The organism is Marinobacter alkaliphilus, from assembly GCF_055394375.1.
Genome location: NZ_AP043751.1, coordinates 806,168 through 824,802 on the forward strand (window position 1 = coordinate 806,168; position 18,635 = coordinate 824,802).

Consider the following 18,635-nt stretch of genomic DNA (forward strand, 5'->3'; position numbering starts at 1 on the left):
ATTTGACAATGTTTTACATTAATGGGCCGTAACAGAACCTGATAGCCGTAGCGGGTAACATAAACATCAAGCTACTTACTCGGACCGTGAGCGCCTGGTTATGAAGAAAACGGACTGGCCCATTCGCTGGGATTTACTGCTTCGCTATCGACTGATTGAAATCATCGCCTTGTGGGAAGGACGCCTGACCACCAACCACATCTGCCACAGTTTCGGCATTGGTCGCCAGCAGGCATCAAAGGATATCAACACCTACTTGCGGGAACTGGCTCCCGGCAACCTGGTTTACGACCGGCACCTGAAAGGTTATGTGCCCGCAGCCGGTTTCAAACCGGTGGTAACCCGGGGCCAGGTTAGCGAGTATCAAGACCTGCTTGCACGGCAACAGAGCCTGAGCGACACGTTTTCTGACCTGGAGCTTGGTCTGCCGGGCAATGCCGTCATCCCGGAACCGTCCCGGCGCATCGCCCCGGAAACCATGCGGGCCGTGGTTAACGCTACCCGTTATCACCGCCAACTCAAGGCCAGTTACGTGTCCCTGAGTCGACCGGAAGCCGCCGACAGCCTGCTGGAGCCGCATTCACTGGTATGCACGGGTAACAGCTGGCATGTGCGGGCCTGGTGCAATGCCAACCGGGAATTCCGGGATTTCGCCCTGAGCCGTTTTCAGGGCCAGCCGGAGGCACTCCGGCAGAAATCCAGGCACGCCGCACAGCAGGATGAAGACTGGCAACGCCTGGTCACCCTGGAGGTCGCACCTGATCAGCGCCTGACCGAGGCGCAACAACAGATCATTGCCAACGACTACGGTATGGAACAGGGCTGCCTCAGCATTGAAACCCGCGCAGCGTTGGCGCCCTATGTCCTGTCCCGGCTCGGAATTACCTTTGACAATAGCCACCCGGACCCACTGGTGCAGCAGCTGGAACTGGCCAATCCGGACCAGCTTGGCTTTGGCAGCAAGCGCGAACGGGCACTCAAAGCGGTGGCCGGTCTCTGCTAGACTGGCCCGGTGACGACACTTTCCAGACTTCTGCTCAACGCCGCCCTCGGCCTGGCTACCACGATCTGCGTCCCGACGCAGGCAGTGGCCGAGGCGTGCGGCGCGCCGGCCACTGCCATCCACGCCATTCAGGGCAGCGGCCCTGCTTCGCCCCTGGTCGGGCAAACCGTCACCGTCGAAGGCATCCTCACCCAGGACAGTCGCCACAAAGGTGGTTTTGGTGGTTTCTACCTGCAACAGGCTGATGCTGAAACGGACCAGAACCCGGCCACCTCCGAAGCCCTGTTCATCTACACACGCCAGGCAGCGGGCAAGCCCGGCCAGCGCCTGCGACTGACAGGGACCGTCAAGGAATATCATGGTCTGACGGAACTGGTGGATGTCGGCAAGTTAACAGTCTGCGGCGAGGGCAAGATGCCCAGGCCCATCGAGGTGTCACTGCCCTGGTCACAACCACCGGAAAGTCTTGAGAACATGCGGGTTCGCTTTGCCGCCCCGCTGACGGTTATTGACCACTACAACCTTGCCCTTTACGGCGAGCTTACTCTGGCCGCCGAGGATCAAGTCATCCCGACGGAATACCTGGCACCGGGGCCAGCAGCCGTCACGCAGGCCCGCAACAACCATCAACACCGTGTGTTTCTGGACGATGGCCTGGCCGTGCGCAATCCCGATCCCGTGCCTTGGCCACCGGGCGGGCTTGATGGGCGGAACACGGTACGCGCCGGCGATACCGTCTCGCAACTGCAGGGTGTTCTCGATTTCCGCTTTGGCCAGTGGCGTGTCCAGCCAGACAGGCAACCGGTCTTCAAAGCCAGCAACGAGCGCCCGCAACCACCCGGAAAGCCCGATGACGTCGACCTGCGGATCGTCACCCTGAACCTGGAGAACTACTTCAACGGTAACGGCCAGGGTGCAGGCTTTCCCACTGCCCGGGGGGCAGAGAGCGTGGCAGCCTTCCGGGAACAGAACCAGCGGCTGGTGGCGGCTCTCACCCTGCCGGACCCAGACATACTGGCCGTCACCGAACTTGAAAACGACGGCTATGGCCCAGACAGTGCCGTTGCCGAACTGGCCGCGCGACTTGGCGCCGAGTGGCGTTTTGTGGCGACACCCGGCGATGACGGCTCCGACGCCATTCGCAGCGCCCTGTTATACCGGACAGACCGGGCAACCCCTGTTGGCGAAGCCAGTCGGCAGCCGTCAGAGCCCATGGGCAGGCCTCCCCTGGCCCAGATGTTCCAGGCCCGGCATGGCGACCAGGTTGTTCGCATCGTAGTGACGCACCTGAAATCGAAGTCCTGTCGGAACGCCAGCGGCAAAGATTCCGATCAGAAAGACGGCCAGGGCTGTTTCAATTATCGGCGCAGCCAGGCTACCGAAACCATGCTCGACTGGCTTGGCTCACTTCCGGCACCGGACACACTCGCCGGCACCCTGATCACCGGCGACCTCAACAGCTACGCTCAGGAAGACCCGGTGCAGGTGCTTTATCGCCAGGGCTTTACCAGCCTGGTGCACCACTTCCATCCCTGCCAACAGGACCACTGCCCACACCACAGTTACCGATACCGGGGAGAAAAAGGCAGCCTCGACTATGCCCTGGCTTCAGCCAGCCTGCTGCCCCATGTCATCCACGCCCAGACCTGGAACATCAATGCCGATGAACCCCGGGCCCTGGGCTACGACCAGCCACCTCGGATACCGGTCAGCGGCCCCTGGCGCTCTTCGGATCACAACCCGGTGATCACGGATATCCGGCTGCCATCGCCTTGAACCCGGTTGCCGCACCGACGCCAGATCGGGGCGGGCAGGCAATAGCACCCAACCACAGGGGCGGTAAACTGGAATTCGGATTTACCATCAAGAGGTTGTCGTATCCATGAAAGTCCCGACCCCGAACCTATGGCCGGTCGCCCGCACCGGCCAACGCTGGCTGCTGCGCGCACAACGGCAGGAAGCCATTGTCGACGGCCATCGCATGGTGTTTCTGGAACGTGGCAAACCGGCACCCGGGCGACCAACCCTGGTGTTGATACATGGCTTTGCCGCCATGAAGGAAAACTGGGCCTTCTGGATGCAGAGACTCCCTGCAGACTGGCACCTGCTGGTTCCGGACGTACCCGGACTGGGTGAGAGCCAGTACCATGCTGACGCCTGCTACCGCTATGAAAGCCAGGCCCGACGGCTGAGTGACTGGCTATCCGGCTACGCGACAGACAACCTGCACATTGCCGGCAGCTCCATGGGAGGCGCCATTGCGTCGATTCTGGCCCATAAGCTGGAGCAACCTCCCCGGTCACTGACACTGCTTAACAGTGCCGGTATCCCGGAACATGCGGATGTGGATATTGACGCTCCCTTTGAGTCTGATCGCGATGCCATCCTGATTCCCCAGGACTGGGCCGGGGTCTACCGGATGTTCAACAGTGTGGGCACCGGCAAACCAACGTTACCCGGGCTGGCCATGGCCGGATTACTGGGCCCGGACCTTCTGAACCGCCGACAAGCACTGAGACACATTTTCAACGACATGCTCGCTGACGCCCTTGCCCCGGCCCGGTATCTCGGCCCGGGCACACCACCGCTGCAGGTGCAGTGGGGCGAGAAAGACGTTATCACCCCGACCCGTTGCGTAAACTGGTTCAGAACCGCCACACCAGACGCCGATGTGCATGTATTCCGGGGCGTCGGCCACCTGCCCATGCTGGAAAATCCTGGCCGTTCCGCCAAGGTTCTGGAAACCTTCATCCGGCGCCATAGCCATTGAAATGACTGAACGGAGAGGTGCCGAATTGGCCTCTCTGGCCCATTGACCCGTCAATCAAGTCATGGGGCTGGCCCGGGCAAACGGTCATAATCAGCAATACTGAACACCCTTACATAACAAGAACAGTCGCTGACGAGGAAACCCATGCGCGTCTCAGTTTCTACTGCACAGGATCTGGGCATGCCGGCCATCTACCTGCATACCCTGGCCGAATTGCTGCATACCATTGGAGTGGACGAAAGGGATCTCATTCTTCGGGTCGGTCTTGACCCCACCCGCCTGAACTCAACGGAAGTAAGAGTCAGCCAGGCCCAGGCCAGCGAGTTTGTCACCCGCGCCATTATTGAGAGTGGCGAGCCGGGCCTTGGCATCATGCTCGCCCGGGAGCTCAAGCTCCCCCTGCACGGCGCCCTGGGAACGGCGGTCATGAGCAGCCGAACCCTGGAAGAGGCGCTGGAGCTGATGACCCGCTACCTGACGCTGCGAGCGCCCCACCTGAAAGTTCAGAAACGGGTATCCGGGCAGAACGCCTGGTATAACGTGACCTGCGACATCGAGCTGGGGCCACTGCAGGGTTTTGTGCTGGATGCGGTTCTGTTTGGCTGCGTCACCATGGGCGCCCAACTGACCGGCACCCTGGTGCCCGGCACACGGGTGCTTCGGCGCGGGCCAGAGCCCAACCACTTCCACCGCTTTCGCAATCGTATCGGGGTGCCGGTGGAATACGGCGCGACCGAGAACGCGCTTATCGTGCCCGTCAGCCAGCTTTGCCTGCCAGTGCGATTCAGCGACGACCAGCTTGCTGCCAGTTCACGGGCGCAGTGCGAGGAAGCCCTGAAGCAGTTAAAGGAGGATGCCGGCTTTGCCTGCCGGGTTCGACGGGTCATCGAGACCAGTCATCCGTTTCCTCCAAAACTGGCGCGGGTAGCCGCTACCCTGTTTGTGTCCGAGCGCACCCTGAAACGCCGCCTCCAGGAAGAAGAGGCCAGCTTCCAGCAACTGGTGGATCAGGTTCGCCTTGAGCGGGCCAAGGAACTTCTGGAAAACACGGGCATGAACCTGAGCCAGATTGCCGATGCCCTTGGCTATGCCGATGCGGCCAACTTTACCCGGGCCTTCAAGCGTTGGACCGGTCTGAGCCCCAGCCATTTCCGCACCCGGGAAACGGCCCTGCGCCGAACGGCCTGAAGCATGACCGGAGAGTGCCTGCGGGGCTCACCCGGGCATTCGGTCAGTCAATGCCCAGGATCTTGTGCATTTGCAGGGTCAGGCGCCATTGCGGATGCGCCAGGCAATACTCGGTCGCTTTGCGGGTGTTGCTGCGTTTGACCGGGTCATCATTCTGATCCGGCACAGACGGCGAGGCCATCGGTGACAGGAAATAGTGCCTGGCCCGAATACCCAGAAACCGTTCCGGCTGGGCCAAGGGCTGGGGATACACCAGTTTCAGCTCATCACATTCGGTAATCACCACCTCGGCGTCGGCCTTTGGGCTGACACACAACCAGTCAATTCCCTCCGGTGCCGGCAGGGTACCGTTGGTTTCCACCCCTACTTCGAAACCCGAAGCGTGGAAGGCATCAATCAACGGCTTGTCCAGCTGCAACAGGGGTTCCCCACCGGTGCAAACCACGTAGGGTCGGCCCGGGGCGTCGGGCCAAAGCTTACGAATATGTTCGGCCAGCTCCACAGCAGTCTCGAAACGACCGCCATTCTGGCCGTCAGTACCGACAAAATCGGTATCGCAGAAGTTGCAGACAGCCCCCGCCCGATCCTTCTCCCGTCCGGTCCACAGATTGCATTTGCTAAACCGGCAGAATACCGCTGCCCGGCCCGCCTGGGCACCTTCACCCTGCAGGGTGTAAAACGCTTCCTTTACCCGGTACATCAGGCGCGACTCTCGTAAGCCAGGGGATCTTTCAGGCCATGAGCCGCAAACGCCTCCAGGCGTTCAACGCAGGAGCCGCAGCGACCACAGGCCAGTTCCCGGCCGTTGTAGCAGGTCCAGGTCTGGCTGTAGTCCAGGCCCAGCTTCAGCCCCTCACCCAGGATCTCACCCTTGTCGAGTGCCATGAAAGGCGCCTCAACCGCCACCGGCTGGTAATTCGCCACCCGACACACGGCATCCATTTTCTCGATAAATTCCGGCCGGCAATCCGGGTAGATGGCGTGATCACCGCCATGGGCGCCAAACCAGACCGCTTGTGCACCGGCCGTGACCGCATAGCCGGTGGCCAGCGACAGCAGGATCATGTTGCGGTTGGGCACCACCGTCGACTTCATGCTGTCTTCCTGATAGTGCCCCTCCGGCACCGCAATGTCTGAGGTCAGTGAGGACCCCGCCATCACCTCACTCATGGCGCGGATATCAATCACCTTGTGGGGAATCGCCTCCGCCTGACACACCGCAGCTGCCGCCTCCAACTCCCTTACATGACGCTGCCCATAGTTAAACGACAGGGCATGCACCTTATGGCCACGGGCCCGGGCAAGATGGAGCAGGGTAAAGGAGTCCATGCCCCCGGAATAGATAACGACAACGGTGTCAGTCATGGGGTATTCACCAGGAATAGAAGGGGATTTGTCATTGGGCTTTTACAAACCATGGCTATATTGTAACAGCGCCAGAGCCGCTTGGGTTCGCGTCACGGAAAGATCAGGGGTAAACTCGATGGAAAACGACAAACAGCCAGCAACGATTCAATGAACTCAGACAGCAGCCCGGCATTCATCGACTTTGAAGCATCCAGTCTCGATCTGATCGCAAGCTATCCGATCGAGGTTGGCGTGTGCATGCCCGATGGCAGCCTGCACAGCTGGCTGATTCAGCCGCACGTACTTTGGCAGGACTGGTCAGAGAGCGCGGAAACCATCCACGGTATATCCCGGGCACGGCTGGAGCAGGAGGGCACACAGGTATCGGAGGTGGCCCGTGCCCTGAACCGCCTCCTGCCAGAGCAGATCTTCTGCGACGCCTGGACCTTTGACAGCTTCTGGCTGCACCGGCTGTTCCGGGCCGCCGGCGAAACCCCGGAGTTCCAGCTGGAATCGGTGTCCATGCTGCTGAACCCGGCCCAGGTGCGGCAGTGGTCGGGCACCCGCCAACAAGTCATTGCCGACCTGGGACTACCGGTTCACCGGGCCGCCAACGACGCGCTGATCCTGCACAAAACCTGGGAGCGGGTTACTTGCCTGGGCGAAGCCGCAGTGCGATAACTTCCAGGCCGTCACGAACGGTGTGCAGCGTCCAGTAAGTGGCCAGGGCCATCAGGGCTGCACCCACCACGGTAAACGACAGATTTTCTCCAACTGCCTGCCCCTGGGCCATCATCAGATATACGGCCACAGCGACAATCAACGCAAGCTCAACCATGAAATCGGAACGGAATTTGTTACGGGCAGATCCGGGTTCGTCGGGCATTTTCTTCGGTTTCAACCTCTGGGTTTCGGATAATTCAATGCATTAAGTTAGTGTACGAATTATCGCAAAAACGCCCCCAAGAGGCTGTACGGACTAGTGGCTACGAACTAACCGAAACCACCCTGGCCTGCCAATATCCGGGCAAAAAAAACGCAGCCAATTCGGCTGCGTAGAAAGGAGAGATCCATTCGATACCTGATACGGAGGTACCGCGGATTGCACAACGTAAAAACACGTGACGCTGGGAATTATCCCGATCGACCTTCGCCACGTCTGTACGGGTTTGCCGAATCACCGGGGCTATTGCAAACCGGCCAATTGCCTATACACTGGTAAGTGAACCGAATCCAAAGAGCTGATATGACCAGGATGATTACCAAGACCACCGCTTACTCCGCCACCGGTTGCCGTCACGGGCAGTCTGTGCGCGCCATGGTGAAAGACATCTAACGGCTTTCGGTCAGTCCCGGGAGCCATTGCGGCGACCGGGGCAGCTTCTCTGCCAAACCCCGGTTGCCTCAGGCCCCGGGGTTTTTTGTTTTTGCAGCCGCAAAACGACAAGGAGAACATCATGAGAAGACATCCGACAACCCGTGCAGCCAATCAGCCGATCAGCAATCGTCAGGCTCCGATCAAGCGCCCGGAAAAGCTGCCGCTGCTGGATGCGATTTGCAAGAAACTGAATCAGCGTGTCAACCTGGATGACGAACAGCGGGTGCTGGGCCTGTATGAACGAGGCTGGATTTTCAAAGGGGTTCTGGGCAATCTGGATGGATCCGAAGCGCGTTACGTGCGTGCCCTGGCCACCCGTTATAACTCCTGGATTGCACGCCAGGTCGCCTGATTGCATTGACGATGCGCTGAACCGGTCAGTGGCGCCGGTTCAGCCCCTGCATCATCGCCATATCGCCGCCATGCACGATGGCGTAGTTATTCACCACATCGTGAATTTTTTCCTGGGAGTAGGGCTTGACCACATAACCATTGGCACCGGCACTGATTGCCCGCTGAATGCTTTCAATGGAGTCATCGGCGGTGACCAGCACGATATGCTGATCCTCCCGAATCTGCTTGAAGCGCGTCATTAACTCATGGCCATCTCCATCCGGCAAACCCAGATCCAGCAGAACAATATGGTACTCGCTGGCATCGAAAGCCGCCCGGGCCGAGGCCGCATCCGGGCATTCAGCCACCTGCGTCGCCCCCGCCTTGTAGAGCATTTCAACCAACCGCTCCCGCATCACGGGCTCATCTTCCACTACCAGTATTCTCAGATCCGTCATCCATTGTCTCCTGTATTATCCGCTCCGATCAGTAGCCATCGTTGCCGGTTCGTCTGGGCAAATCCAGGGGCGCGGGCCGGGGACGACCATCTTTCGACGGCGACGTGGCTTCAGACACCTCCGCCCCTGACGGCCCCTGGTTGGTACGCACCAGAATATTGGCGATGCTCACCGCCGTGGTGTAGAGCGAAATGGCCACAATCAACAAGACCGGCTGCACAAACGCCACAAATCCCGGGACCTGTGCGTTGGCTGTGATACTCAGTATCAGGATAATCGCCGGGCCGAGCACCACGAACAACGTCAAGGCAATAAAGAACACAATACGCTCTTTGTAACGCCCAAGCTCTCGATTGGTCACCAGGCCAAGCACAAATTTGCCAATGGCCAGACCCGCCAGTATCGCCGCCGCGATGCTCAGGTCCGGGCGCATCAGCGTCTGGTACAGGTTGCCATCCCACAACCGCTGCATGGCAATCACCAGAAACGGAAACAGCACGAACAGAACGTCGGCGTAGGTACCATACATCATGCTGAGGGAATACTGTTCCTGTTGTTGTCGGTTTTCACTCATTGGCCTGTTCCTGTGTTGTAGCCCATTCACCCGGCGCTCCATGCAGAGCCCGTTCAATCATCTCATCCAGTGTTCTCAGTGCTTTGCCGATTCGCGCCCAATCTGGTGGATCTTCCCGCAGCCGGCTTTCCAGACTGCTCGCCTGGCGCGTCATCAAGGGGTAACCCATGGCCCCGGCGGTGCCTTTGATCTGGTGGCTTTCCATCTGTAATGCGCTCGCATCCCTGGCCCGGAAAGCCACTCGCATACGCTCCCGCCGATCCCCGAGCCCACTGAGAAACCGGGGCACCAAATGCGCCATATCATCGGAGGTGACCGCTGAGGCTGGTGACGCCACCAGGTATCGTTCGAGAATGGCCTGCAAATGCGACTGGTCGATCGGTTTGTTCAGCACCCCATCACAGCCCGCCGCCAGCAGAGCATCGTTCTCGGTCTGATCCCCGGCCGTGAAAGCTATGATCGGCCTGCGGAAACCGGCCTGGCGCAGCAGGCGGGTGGCGGCTACACCGTCCATTTCCGGCATGTGCCGATCCATCAGGACCAGATGCACAGTGTCAGCCAGCGCAAGCCGGACCGCGAGATCACCACTGGCGACCGGAACCGGCTCAACACCAAAGCGCCGTAACATCCGCTCAACCAGCAAACGATTGTCGTCGTTGTCTTCGGCAACCAGCACCTTGCCCGAGTACTGGCGCGTATCGCCCTGATAGTCCTCGGGGCAAACCGTCAGGTACCGGGCCAGCACCTCGTAGAAGCGTTGTTTGTCGATGGGCTTGGCCAGATGCTCATTACAGCCTGCCAACCGGTACTCGGAAATGTCTTCCGTCATTACGTTGGCTGTCAGGGCGATGATTGGGGTATTTACCCCGGCTTCTCTCAAAGCCTGGGTGGCATCCCGGCCGTTCATCACCGGCATCTGGATGTCCATCAGAATCAGATCAAATCGCTCCCGGCTGGCCAATTCCAGCGCTTCGGCTCCGTTACTGACGTGCACCAGCTCGGCACCGGTTCTGTCCACCAGCATGGATACCAGGCGTCGATTCACGTCATTATCTTCAGCACACAGAATCCGGCCTTTGAGCCTGGGGGCCAACACCATGGCAATACCCCGCCGGCGCTGGTTCAACTCCGAGGCGTCACGCAGGAAATGAACGTCGGCAAGGCCCCCGGTACGAATGCAGACGTCAAATTCACTGCCCTCACCGTAGGTGCTGGATACCCGGATGCTCCCGCCAAGCAGCTCGGCCAACCGGCGGGAAATGCTGAGTCCCAAACCTGTCCCGCCGTATTGCCGGGAGATAGCCGTACTGCCCTGGGCGAAGGGATCAAACAGCCGCTCCAGTTGCTCCGGCTTCATGCCAATGCCGGTGTCCACAACCCGGGCACAGAGGATTTCAGCTTCTCGGTCACAGCGCAAAATCAGAGAAATAGTGCCTTTTTCGGTAAATTTAAGTGCATTTCCACACAGATTAATGATGATCTGCCGAAACCGGGTTGGGTCGGTCAGGATCTGCTCGGGCAGGGGAAAGTCACAGATAATGTTAAAGTCCAGGCCCTTTTCCCGGGCCCGGGGTTCGAAAAAGGCGCGAATCTCATCCAGCAAATCCGGCAGCATGACCGGAACCACATCGACATCCAGCTTGTTGGCATCGATCTTCGAGTGGTCGAGGATGTCGTTGACCAGCTCCAGCAGATGCCGGCCACTGCGCACGACGGTCTCGGCGCTGCTGCGTTTTTCCCGTTCATCAAGGTCTGGGTCCAGCAGGGTTTCGCCATACCCGATAATGGCCGCCAGCGGTGTCCGGATTTCATGGCTCATGTTGGCCAAAAACTGACTCTTGGCCTCGGCTGAGTGTCGGGCCAGCTCTTTCTCCAGGCGCTCCTGCTCACGCTCACGCTCGATTCGCTGGCGCTGGTGACTTTCAGTTGCATCAATGCAGGTACCCTCAAGGTGCAGCGGCTCGCCATCCAGATCGTAGGCCGTGTGCAACGAGATGGTGGCCCAGCGTTCAACACCACTACGGGTGAAATAGCGGGCTTCAATACCCTTGACCATGCCCCGGACCTCCAGCTGTTCCACCACCAGGCGCCGCAACCGGTCATCGGCTATACAGGTTTCCAGCACATCCGGGTTGTCCTGCAGTAACTCGCGGCTGCTGCTGTAGCCCAACAACTCGGCCATCGCCGGATTGGCGGTGACAAAGCGCCGGTCTGGCGACATCTGGAAGACCCCTTCAATGGCGTTATCAAACAGTGACTGGTAGCGCTGGAGATTGGCCAGTGCCCTTTGGTTCCAGGCCAGCGCTTCGCCCTGAACCTGCTTGATGCGATCGGCAAGGGCGAAGGAAAACAGAATGATCTGAGCCACTAACCCAAACTGGGGAGCATAGGTGGTGAAGGTGTTCAGGGGCAGATACCCCATGACCGTCAGGGCATAGATCCCAAAACCGATCAGCGCCATGGTCCAGGCAAAGAAGTAGGACCGGGCCGCCGGGTTGTAATAGCGCCATGACAGGTAACTGACCACAATCAGGATCAGGCTCAACAGAATGGACCCCACCACAATCCATTCCATCGCCACCGAGTAGGGCATGAAGAACGACAACACGAAGGTGGCCGTCACCGAATACAGGCACAGGCGGATCACATGGTCCAGGTCCGGGGAACGCTGTTGGGTCTCGAGCAGAGAACGGGCCATCAGCAACCCGAAGAACCAGGTCAGGATGATCTGAAAATGCAGGTAGGCCTTGTCCAGAATCGGTGGCCGGTTGTCCAGCAACTGAACCCCGTGCACCTGTTCGGTGCCGATAAACACCGCCGCGCAGACCAGGTACAGCACATAATAGATGTTGCTGCGTTCCCGGACTGACACAGCAACAAACAGGTTATAGGCGAGGATGGCCAGGATGGCCCCCAACAGCACGCCCCTGACCGCTTCATCGATGGAGACTTTCTCAATGTAACTGTCCGGGTGCCAGAGTGTTACCGGCAACCTGAAGGTATTGGTGGTGGTGGTTCGCAGATACACGGTGGTGGTGGCATCGGGCAACAACTGCAGACGGAAGGTCGGGTTGGGCACGGCCAGATCCCGGTCGTCCCAGTTGTCGAGGTAGCCCGCACGGCGCTGTTCAACCACCCGACCGTCACGCACCACATACAGCCAGACTTCATCCACCAGTGGCAACGCCAGTTCCAGGATCCAGTTGCTGGCAACCTGGCTGCCGCGGGTGGTCAGATCAAAACGGGTCCAGTAGGCCGAGTCGGTATAACCGAAATTGAGCACGCCTCCCCGGTGCAGGCTGAACTGCTCCTCCGGCATAGCCAGGATGTCGTCAATGGCCAGCTCATGGCCGGCGTCTTCCAGATACCAGATACAGCCATCGAGATTACGCACACTGCTGGTCGTACTATCCAGCACCACCGACCCGGCAGGACAGGCGTTTTTCGCCTGCACCAGCGATGGCAGGGAAACAACAACCAGCATCAACAGGGCGACGAGCACCCGGTTGAGCGTTTCGGAAAACCGTTGCTGCAAAATGTGATCTCCGCGCGGGTAGCTGCGTGCTTTATCGTTTATTGTCAGCACAAGTCACTTTAGCCTTTCACCCGTTTTTTCGCACCCCGGGGCCACCTGAAATGAGACATTCCTGCCTTTTTGTTGCCGTTTCCCTGTCCGTCCTCACCCTGTCGGGGTGCCGGATGGAAAGTACCGGTTCCTCCGCGTTCAACCCGGCAACCAATGTTGACCTGGTGTTCTCAACCTTTGACCTGACCAACACCGAGCAGGCGCCGGATACCCTCAGCTTCACCCGGTTCAGCGATTTCTACCAAAGCATACAACCCACTGGCGACGACGCCGACAACGAGGACCACCTGGCTACGGTGGAAGAAATCCGGCGGCATATCGATATCTTCATCGGTGCACAGCCAGACGACACCGGCCAGGACTATACCCGGGTGCGTAACCCGCTGGACCTGATGAACCAGGTGATCAGCGTGGGCGGTATTACCAACTTTGATGAAGGCCGGCGTTATATCCGGGATCGCATCGCGCTGTCCCAGGCCGGCAACTACAACACCCGCAGTGCCGGCGCCCGTATTCGCTTTACCGACCAGGCGGCGTCCTTCAGTCTCCAGCCCCTGAACGACTACGAATGGAACTACCAGACCCTCGATTGGCGATATCTGCCGGAGGGTCCCGAAGGCAGTGACCTTACCGAAAAGGTCTATCGGACCATTCAGTATGTGGCCCGAAGCGTCAACGATGATGTCAGGGAAGAGCAGCCGGAGCTGCTGAGTGTGCTGGCCGGTTCCCGCTTTGACGCCTTGCAGTTTGTTGCCAGTGGCTACAACCAGCCGGAGTATGCCACCGCCGATTACGTCAGCCGGAATCACGGGGGCATTGAACTACGCCAAACCTTTGTAACCGACGCCCAGCTCGACACGCTGTTTATCAAGAATACCGATCAGACGGTACTTAACCTGGACCGATATGAAGAAGACAACACCACCCCTGACTGCTTGCGGGTGGAGATCAACTACGCCATGGATACCGTGCATATCTACACCTCGGATGGCAAGCCTGCCCGTGTACCGGACGACGGGGCGGAAGACGACGATGCAACAAAGCAGAATCCCGATAACTGCGTCTACCAGAGCGAAGATCTCGCCATCGCCACCTGGAACGCAGCGTCGGCCTCAACCCGCAAATAGGCTCACAGGTCCCAGTTCTGCAGAAAGCCTTTCTTCCGGCTGATCATACGCTCGTAGGTGGAGATCATGATGGCCGCATGGGGGGCTTTGGTCAGGCGCAGTGTTTCGATACGGCACTCAAGGCGCTGGACCTCGTCGCAGACCTGCTGTTGCACATGGCTGCGTACGCTGTCGTGCTGGTCCAGCTTGACGCGCTGAAGTTCAGGCGGGGGAAGTTCCGGTTTGTCCATGGTGCCTCATCCTTTGAGTCTGGTGAATAATCCGTTTCAGAATGCCTGATTTTGCAGAACTGTCAGACAAAGTGCAATTAGAATGAAAAAGGTTTCACTTTTACTGACTCAGGCAGCCACCAGCCTTCGCTTGTTTTCCGGCAACACCGGGAACTGCCTGCACACAGTATAGACAAATCTGGCCAGTGCAGGTAAGTGATGACCCACGATCGGAAACCCGGTGTTGAGCAGGCTCACGGAAATATCCCGGGCCGGGTCGGCCCAACACAACTTGTTGATCAGACCGACATGGCCAAAGGCATAACGGCTCTGCTGCCCCCAGAGTCCTACCGGGTTGCCGCCCAGCATCATGCCAGCACTGAAGCGCATGGGGATCATCATGGTACGGTCTATCTGCAATGAACCGAACTGGTGGATGGCACGGCGGATGGTTAATTCACTGCAAATTCGCTGACCATTCCAGACCCCGCCATTGAGCATCATCTGGAAGAACCGGCCCATTTCCTCCGCGGTGCCACAGAGATTACCGGCGGGTATGACCGCCTCCTGGAAGCGCGGGTCGTTGGTGACTTTCTCCACCGTGCGAATGTCTCCGCCCAGGGCCCGGCTGACGATCCACGACAGCGGAAACATCGGGGTCGGGCCGGTGGCATAATTGGTAGCCAGTTCGTGCAGCTTCTCCGGGGCGATTCCGTAAGTGAACCACTTCATACCCATAGGTTTGCGCAGGTACCGGTCCAGATAATTCTCGATGGTATCGCCCGTGACCTTCTCCAAGACCCGCTGCAACACAAAGCCACCGGTAATGGCATGGTAAGCCACCTTCGCGCCATCCACCTCGACCGGTTTGGCAGCGCACAGCAGGCGCCAGATTTCATCACGCTCCCAGAGCACGTCTATGGGGGTCTCACGGGGAATCGCCGGAATACCGCCCCGGTGTGAGAGAATCTGGTGCACGGTGATGGTGCGCTTTCCGTTCTTGGCAAACTCCGGGCAGTAGTAGGAAACCGGGTCCATCAGATTCACCAGGCCCTGCTCTGCGAGCATGTGCATCAGCAGCGCCGTCACCGCCTTGGAGGCGGAGAAATAGCAGATCGGGGTTTCCGTGGTCATCGGCAGCCTGGGCAGAGCGGCGGGATCATGGGGGCCGTTGCCCCGGGTATGGCCCATGGCGCCATGCAGCACCTGCTCGCCCCGGTAACGGAGCGACAGCTGGATTCCCGGGTGCACACCGGTCCGGTACAAGCCCTCCACACTACGCCATACGGATTCCACTACGTCCTGCGGTAAACCAACCCGATCCGGGTGTTCGGTGTCACGATTGCGGAAAGTGACAGAGGTCAGGTCTTCCGGAATATCGCAGGTGTGCAGGGCACGGCGGGCGAGTGAATGCATAACGGACGCCTTTTATCGTTATTGAGAACTGGCCCCTCCCGGGACACTTGCTGAGGCCGACATTTCAGCCTTTATCAGATTTCATTATGAACCGGCTCGATCGGCTGCGCCATGGCCACACAGTTGCGACCCTGCATTTTGGCCTGATACATCGCCTTGTCCGCTGCGCTGCAAAGTGTTTCCACTGTGTGACCATGAACAGGATAAACCGCGACACCCACGCTGATGGTTAATGGCACCGAGTGGCCAGACTCCAGCGGTATCGGCGCGTTACCTACCCGCTGGCGCAAACGCTCGGCGGTATCCCGGGCACCCTCCACATCCATTTCCGGCAGCACAATAACGAATTCCTCGCCACCAAACCGGCCGACGGAATCGACACTTCTTACCCGGTCGGTCAGGATCTCGCTCACCGCACAGAGCACGGTATCACCAGCAGCGTGGCCCCAGCTGTCATTGATGTCCTTGAAGTGATCAAAATCAATCCATAGCAGCGCCATCGGACGTTCATAGCGGCGGGCGCGCTCCAACTCTTCCTCCAGGACTCTGGAGAACTCCCGCCGGTTGAGCAGGCCGGTCAAAGGATCTCGGGTGGCCATCTCCTCCAACTCGGTTTCCAGCTGTTTGCGGTCGGAGATATCCAGCACTATCCCCTCCAGGAAAACACTGCCGTCATCGTGCTCGACACCGCAGCCACGCTCCCAGACCCACACCTTACGGCCGTCTTTGCGGGTAATAGCGTACTCCAGGGAAAAAGACCGGCCTTTGCGCACCGCAATGGCGACCTCTTCGGACACCTGTTCGATTGCATCCGGATCCATCAGGCTGGCATAGCTGACGAGCTTGTTGTTGATCAGGTCGTCGGGCAGATAGCCGGTCAGCTGCTCACAGCCACCAGAAACGAACATCATGGTCCAGCTGTCGTCGTTCCGGCATCGATAGGCCATGCCCGGGAGGTTATCCATCAATACCCGCAGTTGCTGCTCCCTCTGGCGCAGCGCCCGCCGCTGGTCCAGCTGAAGCGACAGCAACAAACGATCCTTGCTGAGCAAGCGCAGCATAACGGTGAATAACACCAGCGCTGTGACCGCGACAAACAAAAACCCTTTCCAGGTTTGCATGGCTGACAGGGACCGGGGGTCCGCAAACCAGATCTCCACCATCCGGTCAGAAAACGTAATCCAGATGATACCTGCCACCAGGTACACCAGGGTGGCCGACAGGGCACGGCGCAAAGGGCTTTGACTGTTACTCCAGCCGGTTTCTTTCCCTTGCTCTGGTTGTTCAGGCTGCATAGTCTTCCTTTTGCCTTGGGGAGCTGTCCTATAGGAAAAGTAGACAGTTTCACACGTTCAGTCGAGGCAAGGTTGCATTTTCCCGGCATTTCCACAAAACTAAACGTGACACATAGTTTTGTTTTGGGCAAAAACAATGATTCAACACCCTCTGCACCATACTCACGCCAGGCTGCTGGTCATTACCAGCCTTGCCTTGATCATTGGCGGTTGTTCACCCTCCGGCCCTTCTGAACAGGCCATCCGGGACTATGCCGAAACAGCCCGTCCTCAAGACCCTGAACTTTCCGGTATCTATCAGCGCTCCTGCATGGCCTGTCACAGCCGGGGCACTTCGGATGCCCCCCTGACCGGTGACAGCGAAGCCTGGAACAGGCGCCTGGAGAAAGGCATGCGCCGCCTGGTGGACAACGTGGTGTCGGGCATGGGTGGTATGCCGCCCTACGGCTTGTGCATGGACTGCGACACCGCAGAATTTCAGGCGCTCATCGAATTCATGGCGCGGCCGGCAGAAACCTGAGGTAGATTCATATGGAACGACGGCATTTTCTGCAATTGCTGGTCAGTACCGCCATCGTCGGGCACACCCGGTCGCTGCAGGCAGCACAGCAAGCGCCGGCACAGGCACAAAGCAACGCCGGGGGCAGCAAGTCCCCTTTGCCTTGGCGTAACTGGTCTGGCTCCCAGCAGTCGGTCCCTGCCATGCGTGTTGCCCCCCGGAGCGTCACCGAGCTGCAGGAACTCCTTGCCGCCCCAAACCATCGACACCTGCCCGTTCGCCCCGTTGGCTCTGGCCATTCATTCTCCGCCCTGGTACCCACCGACGGCATTCTGGTATCCATGGCTCGCCTGAGCGGCGTTCTGGGGCATGATGACAGCCGGTGCCAGGCCAAGGTGGCCGCCGGCACCCTGCTCGGGCAACTGGGCCAACCCCTGGAAGCGATTGACCAGGCCCTGTTCAACATGCCCGATATAGACCAACAATCCCTGGCGGGCCTTCTGGCCACTGCAACCCATGGCACTGGCAGCAAGTTGATGTGCTTGTCTGGCTACGTAACGGCGATGACACTGGTCACCGCCAATGGCGAGCGTATCGAGTGTAGCCAGACCCAGCATCCGGACCTGTTCCAGGCAGCGAGGGTGGGGCTAGGCTGCCTGGGCATTGTGACTGACGTCACCCTGCAAAATACCCGCCCATATCGGCTCCGGAAAACCACCGAATGGCTGCCCATCGAGGACATTCTGGCAACGGCGGACACCCTGGCAGACCAGCATCGCAATTTTGAGTTCTATTACATTCCGTTCTCCGGCATGGGCTTCACCAGCACCCACGACATCACCGATGACCCCCTATCGGCAACCCCAGAACTGGATCAAAACGACGGCGCCCGGGATTTGCAGAAAGCCCGCGACTACCTGGCCTGGTCCCCCAAGCTGCGGCGCTTGATTCTCGGGGGTTATATGCGCACCCTGGCCCGGGAGCAGAAGGTGGCGCCTTCCTGGCAGAACTACACCAGTGACCGCAATGTGCGCTTCAATGAGATGGAGTACCACCTGCCCAGAGAAAACTGGCAAAAGGCCTTCCGGGAGGTGGTGGATATGGTTGAAAACCGTTTCCCGGAGGTGTTCTTTCCCTTCGAGGTGCGCTTTGTGCAAGCCGATGATGCCTGGCTCAGCCCATTCTATCGGCGGGATTCAGTATCCATCGCCGTCCACCGGTTTTTCGAGGATGACTACCAGCCGCTCTTTGCCGCAGTGGAGCCGATATTCCGCCGGTATGGTGGCAGGCCTCACTGGGGCAAGCTGAACACGCTTACCGCCGCTGAACTCCGGGCGCTGTACCCGAAATGGCAGGCATTCTGTGAAGTAAGGAAAAGTCTCGACCCGAACGGCCGTTTCCTGAACCCTTACCTGGCCGGCCTTTTCAGCGACAATACCTCCCACGGATAAC

The 18,635-nt window shown here is 59.1% G+C and carries 18 protein-coding genes; 9 read left to right on the forward strand and 9 right to left on the reverse strand.

The window, feature by feature from the left end; translation table 11 throughout:
• The first annotated feature begins 100 nt into the window (after positions 1-100).
• The 4 genes from ACZ5Q2_RS03710 (at position 101) to ACZ5Q2_RS03725 (ending at position 4,961) form a co-directional block, all read left to right on the forward strand.
• Positions 101-1,003 (forward strand): helix-turn-helix transcriptional regulator, encoded by a 903-nt coding sequence (locus ACZ5Q2_RS03710; protein ID WP_342631563.1) that lies wholly within the window; start codon positions 101-103, stop codon positions 1,001-1,003.
• Between the two features lie 9 nt (positions 1,004-1,012).
• The gene (locus ACZ5Q2_RS03715) at positions 1,013-2,779 is read left to right on the forward strand and encodes an ExeM/NucH family extracellular endonuclease (RefSeq protein ID WP_230713234.1); all 1,767 of its coding nucleotides are present in this window, start codon (positions 1,013-1,015) and stop codon (positions 2,777-2,779) included.
• Positions 2,780-2,885: 106 nt separating this feature from the next.
• Positions 2,886-3,773 (forward strand): alpha/beta fold hydrolase, encoded by an 888-nt coding sequence (locus ACZ5Q2_RS03720; RefSeq protein WP_106694182.1) that lies wholly within the window; start codon positions 2,886-2,888, stop codon positions 3,771-3,773.
• Positions 3,774-3,917: 144 nt separating this feature from the next.
• Positions 3,918-4,961: an AraC family transcriptional regulator gene (locus tag ACZ5Q2_RS03725; protein ID WP_061331343.1), complete on the forward strand. Its 1,044-nt coding sequence runs from the start codon at positions 3,918-3,920 to the stop codon at positions 4,959-4,961.
• Between the two features lie 43 nt (positions 4,962-5,004).
• On the opposite strand, the gene queE is transcribed toward ACZ5Q2_RS03725, so the two are convergent.
• Together queE and queC are read right to left on the reverse strand one after the other, a co-directional pair.
• Positions 5,005-5,661: a 7-carboxy-7-deazaguanine synthase gene (gene queE, locus ACZ5Q2_RS03730; protein WP_061331344.1), complete on the reverse strand. Its 657-nt coding sequence runs from the start codon at positions 5,659-5,661 to the stop codon at positions 5,005-5,007.
• Entirely contained in the window at positions 5,661-6,326 is a 666-nt protein-coding gene (gene queC, locus ACZ5Q2_RS03735; RefSeq protein ID WP_061331345.1) for a 7-cyano-7-deazaguanine synthase QueC, read from the reverse strand. Before queC ends, queE begins: the two co-directional genes overlap by 1 nt.
• 150 nt (positions 6,327-6,476) lie before the next feature.
• Between queC and ACZ5Q2_RS03740 the strand changes: the two genes are divergently transcribed.
• Positions 6,477-6,989 carry a 3'-5' exonuclease gene (locus ACZ5Q2_RS03740; protein ID WP_061331346.1) on the forward strand — a complete coding sequence of 171 codons (513 nt, stop codon included), beginning with the start codon at positions 6,477-6,479 and terminating at the stop codon, positions 6,987-6,989.
• Here the strand turns inward: ACZ5Q2_RS03740 and ACZ5Q2_RS03745 are convergent.
• The gene (locus ACZ5Q2_RS03745; protein ID WP_058092893.1) at positions 6,958-7,194 is read right to left on the reverse strand and encodes a hypothetical protein; all 237 of its coding nucleotides are present in this window, start codon (positions 7,192-7,194) and stop codon (positions 6,958-6,960) included. The two genes, ACZ5Q2_RS03740 and ACZ5Q2_RS03745, sit on opposite strands and share 32 nt — an antisense overlap.
• Before the next feature lie 571 nt (positions 7,195-7,765).
• Here ACZ5Q2_RS03745 and ACZ5Q2_RS03750 point away from each other — a divergent pair.
• A complete protein-coding gene (locus ACZ5Q2_RS03750; RefSeq protein ID WP_061331347.1) occupies positions 7,766-8,038 on the forward strand; it encodes a hypothetical protein in 273 nt (90 codons plus the stop codon).
• Between the two features lie 25 nt (positions 8,039-8,063).
• Here ACZ5Q2_RS03750 and ACZ5Q2_RS03755 read toward each other — a convergent pair whose 3' ends face one another.
• Genes ACZ5Q2_RS03755 through ACZ5Q2_RS03765 form a run of 3 tightly spaced genes read right to left on the reverse strand, consistent with a single transcriptional unit; the run spans position 8,064 to position 12,586 of the window.
• Positions 8,064-8,477, reverse strand: a complete 414-nt coding sequence (locus ACZ5Q2_RS03755) for a response regulator (RefSeq protein WP_061331348.1) — start codon at positions 8,475-8,477, stop codon at positions 8,064-8,066.
• Positions 8,478-8,505: 28 nt separating this feature from the next.
• A complete protein-coding gene (locus ACZ5Q2_RS03760) occupies positions 8,506-9,051 on the reverse strand; it encodes a hypothetical protein (RefSeq protein WP_061331349.1) in 546 nt (181 codons plus the stop codon).
• Complete coding sequence (locus ACZ5Q2_RS03765; protein ID WP_061331350.1) at positions 9,044-12,586, reverse strand: 7TM diverse intracellular signaling domain-containing protein; 3,543 nt, start codon at positions 12,584-12,586, stop codon at positions 9,044-9,046. Before ACZ5Q2_RS03765 ends, ACZ5Q2_RS03760 begins: the two co-directional genes overlap by 8 nt.
• A 164-nt stretch (positions 12,587-12,750) precedes the next feature.
• Between ACZ5Q2_RS03765 and ACZ5Q2_RS03770 the strand changes: the two genes are divergently transcribed.
• A complete protein-coding gene (locus tag ACZ5Q2_RS03770; protein ID WP_227510092.1) occupies positions 12,751-13,764 on the forward strand; it encodes a hypothetical protein in 1,014 nt (337 codons plus the stop codon).
• A gap of 2 nt (positions 13,765-13,766) precedes the next feature.
• Here ACZ5Q2_RS03770 and ACZ5Q2_RS03775 read toward each other — a convergent pair whose 3' ends face one another.
• From ACZ5Q2_RS03775 to ACZ5Q2_RS03785, 3 genes are all read right to left on the reverse strand, one after another.
• Entirely contained in the window at positions 13,767-13,994 is a 228-nt protein-coding gene (locus ACZ5Q2_RS03775; protein ID WP_061331352.1) for a hypothetical protein, read from the reverse strand.
• A 108-nt stretch (positions 13,995-14,102) separates the two neighbouring features.
• Positions 14,103-15,389 (reverse strand): serine hydrolase domain-containing protein, encoded by a 1,287-nt coding sequence (locus ACZ5Q2_RS03780; RefSeq protein ID WP_061331353.1) that lies wholly within the window; start codon positions 15,387-15,389, stop codon positions 14,103-14,105.
• A gap of 74 nt (positions 15,390-15,463) precedes the next feature.
• Positions 15,464-16,684 (reverse strand): sensor domain-containing diguanylate cyclase, encoded by a 1,221-nt coding sequence (locus ACZ5Q2_RS03785; RefSeq protein WP_061331354.1) that lies wholly within the window; start codon positions 16,682-16,684, stop codon positions 15,464-15,466.
• Between the two features lie 136 nt (positions 16,685-16,820).
• Between ACZ5Q2_RS03785 and ACZ5Q2_RS03790 the strand changes: the two genes are divergently transcribed.
• The gene (locus ACZ5Q2_RS03790; protein WP_061331355.1) at positions 16,821-17,204 is read left to right on the forward strand and encodes a c-type cytochrome; all 384 of its coding nucleotides are present in this window, start codon (positions 16,821-16,823) and stop codon (positions 17,202-17,204) included.
• A gap of 11 nt (positions 17,205-17,215) precedes the next feature.
• The gene (locus tag ACZ5Q2_RS03795; protein WP_061331356.1) at positions 17,216-18,634 is read left to right on the forward strand and encodes a D-arabinono-1,4-lactone oxidase; all 1,419 of its coding nucleotides are present in this window, start codon (positions 17,216-17,218) and stop codon (positions 18,632-18,634) included.
• Position 18,635 lies beyond the last annotated feature (1 nt).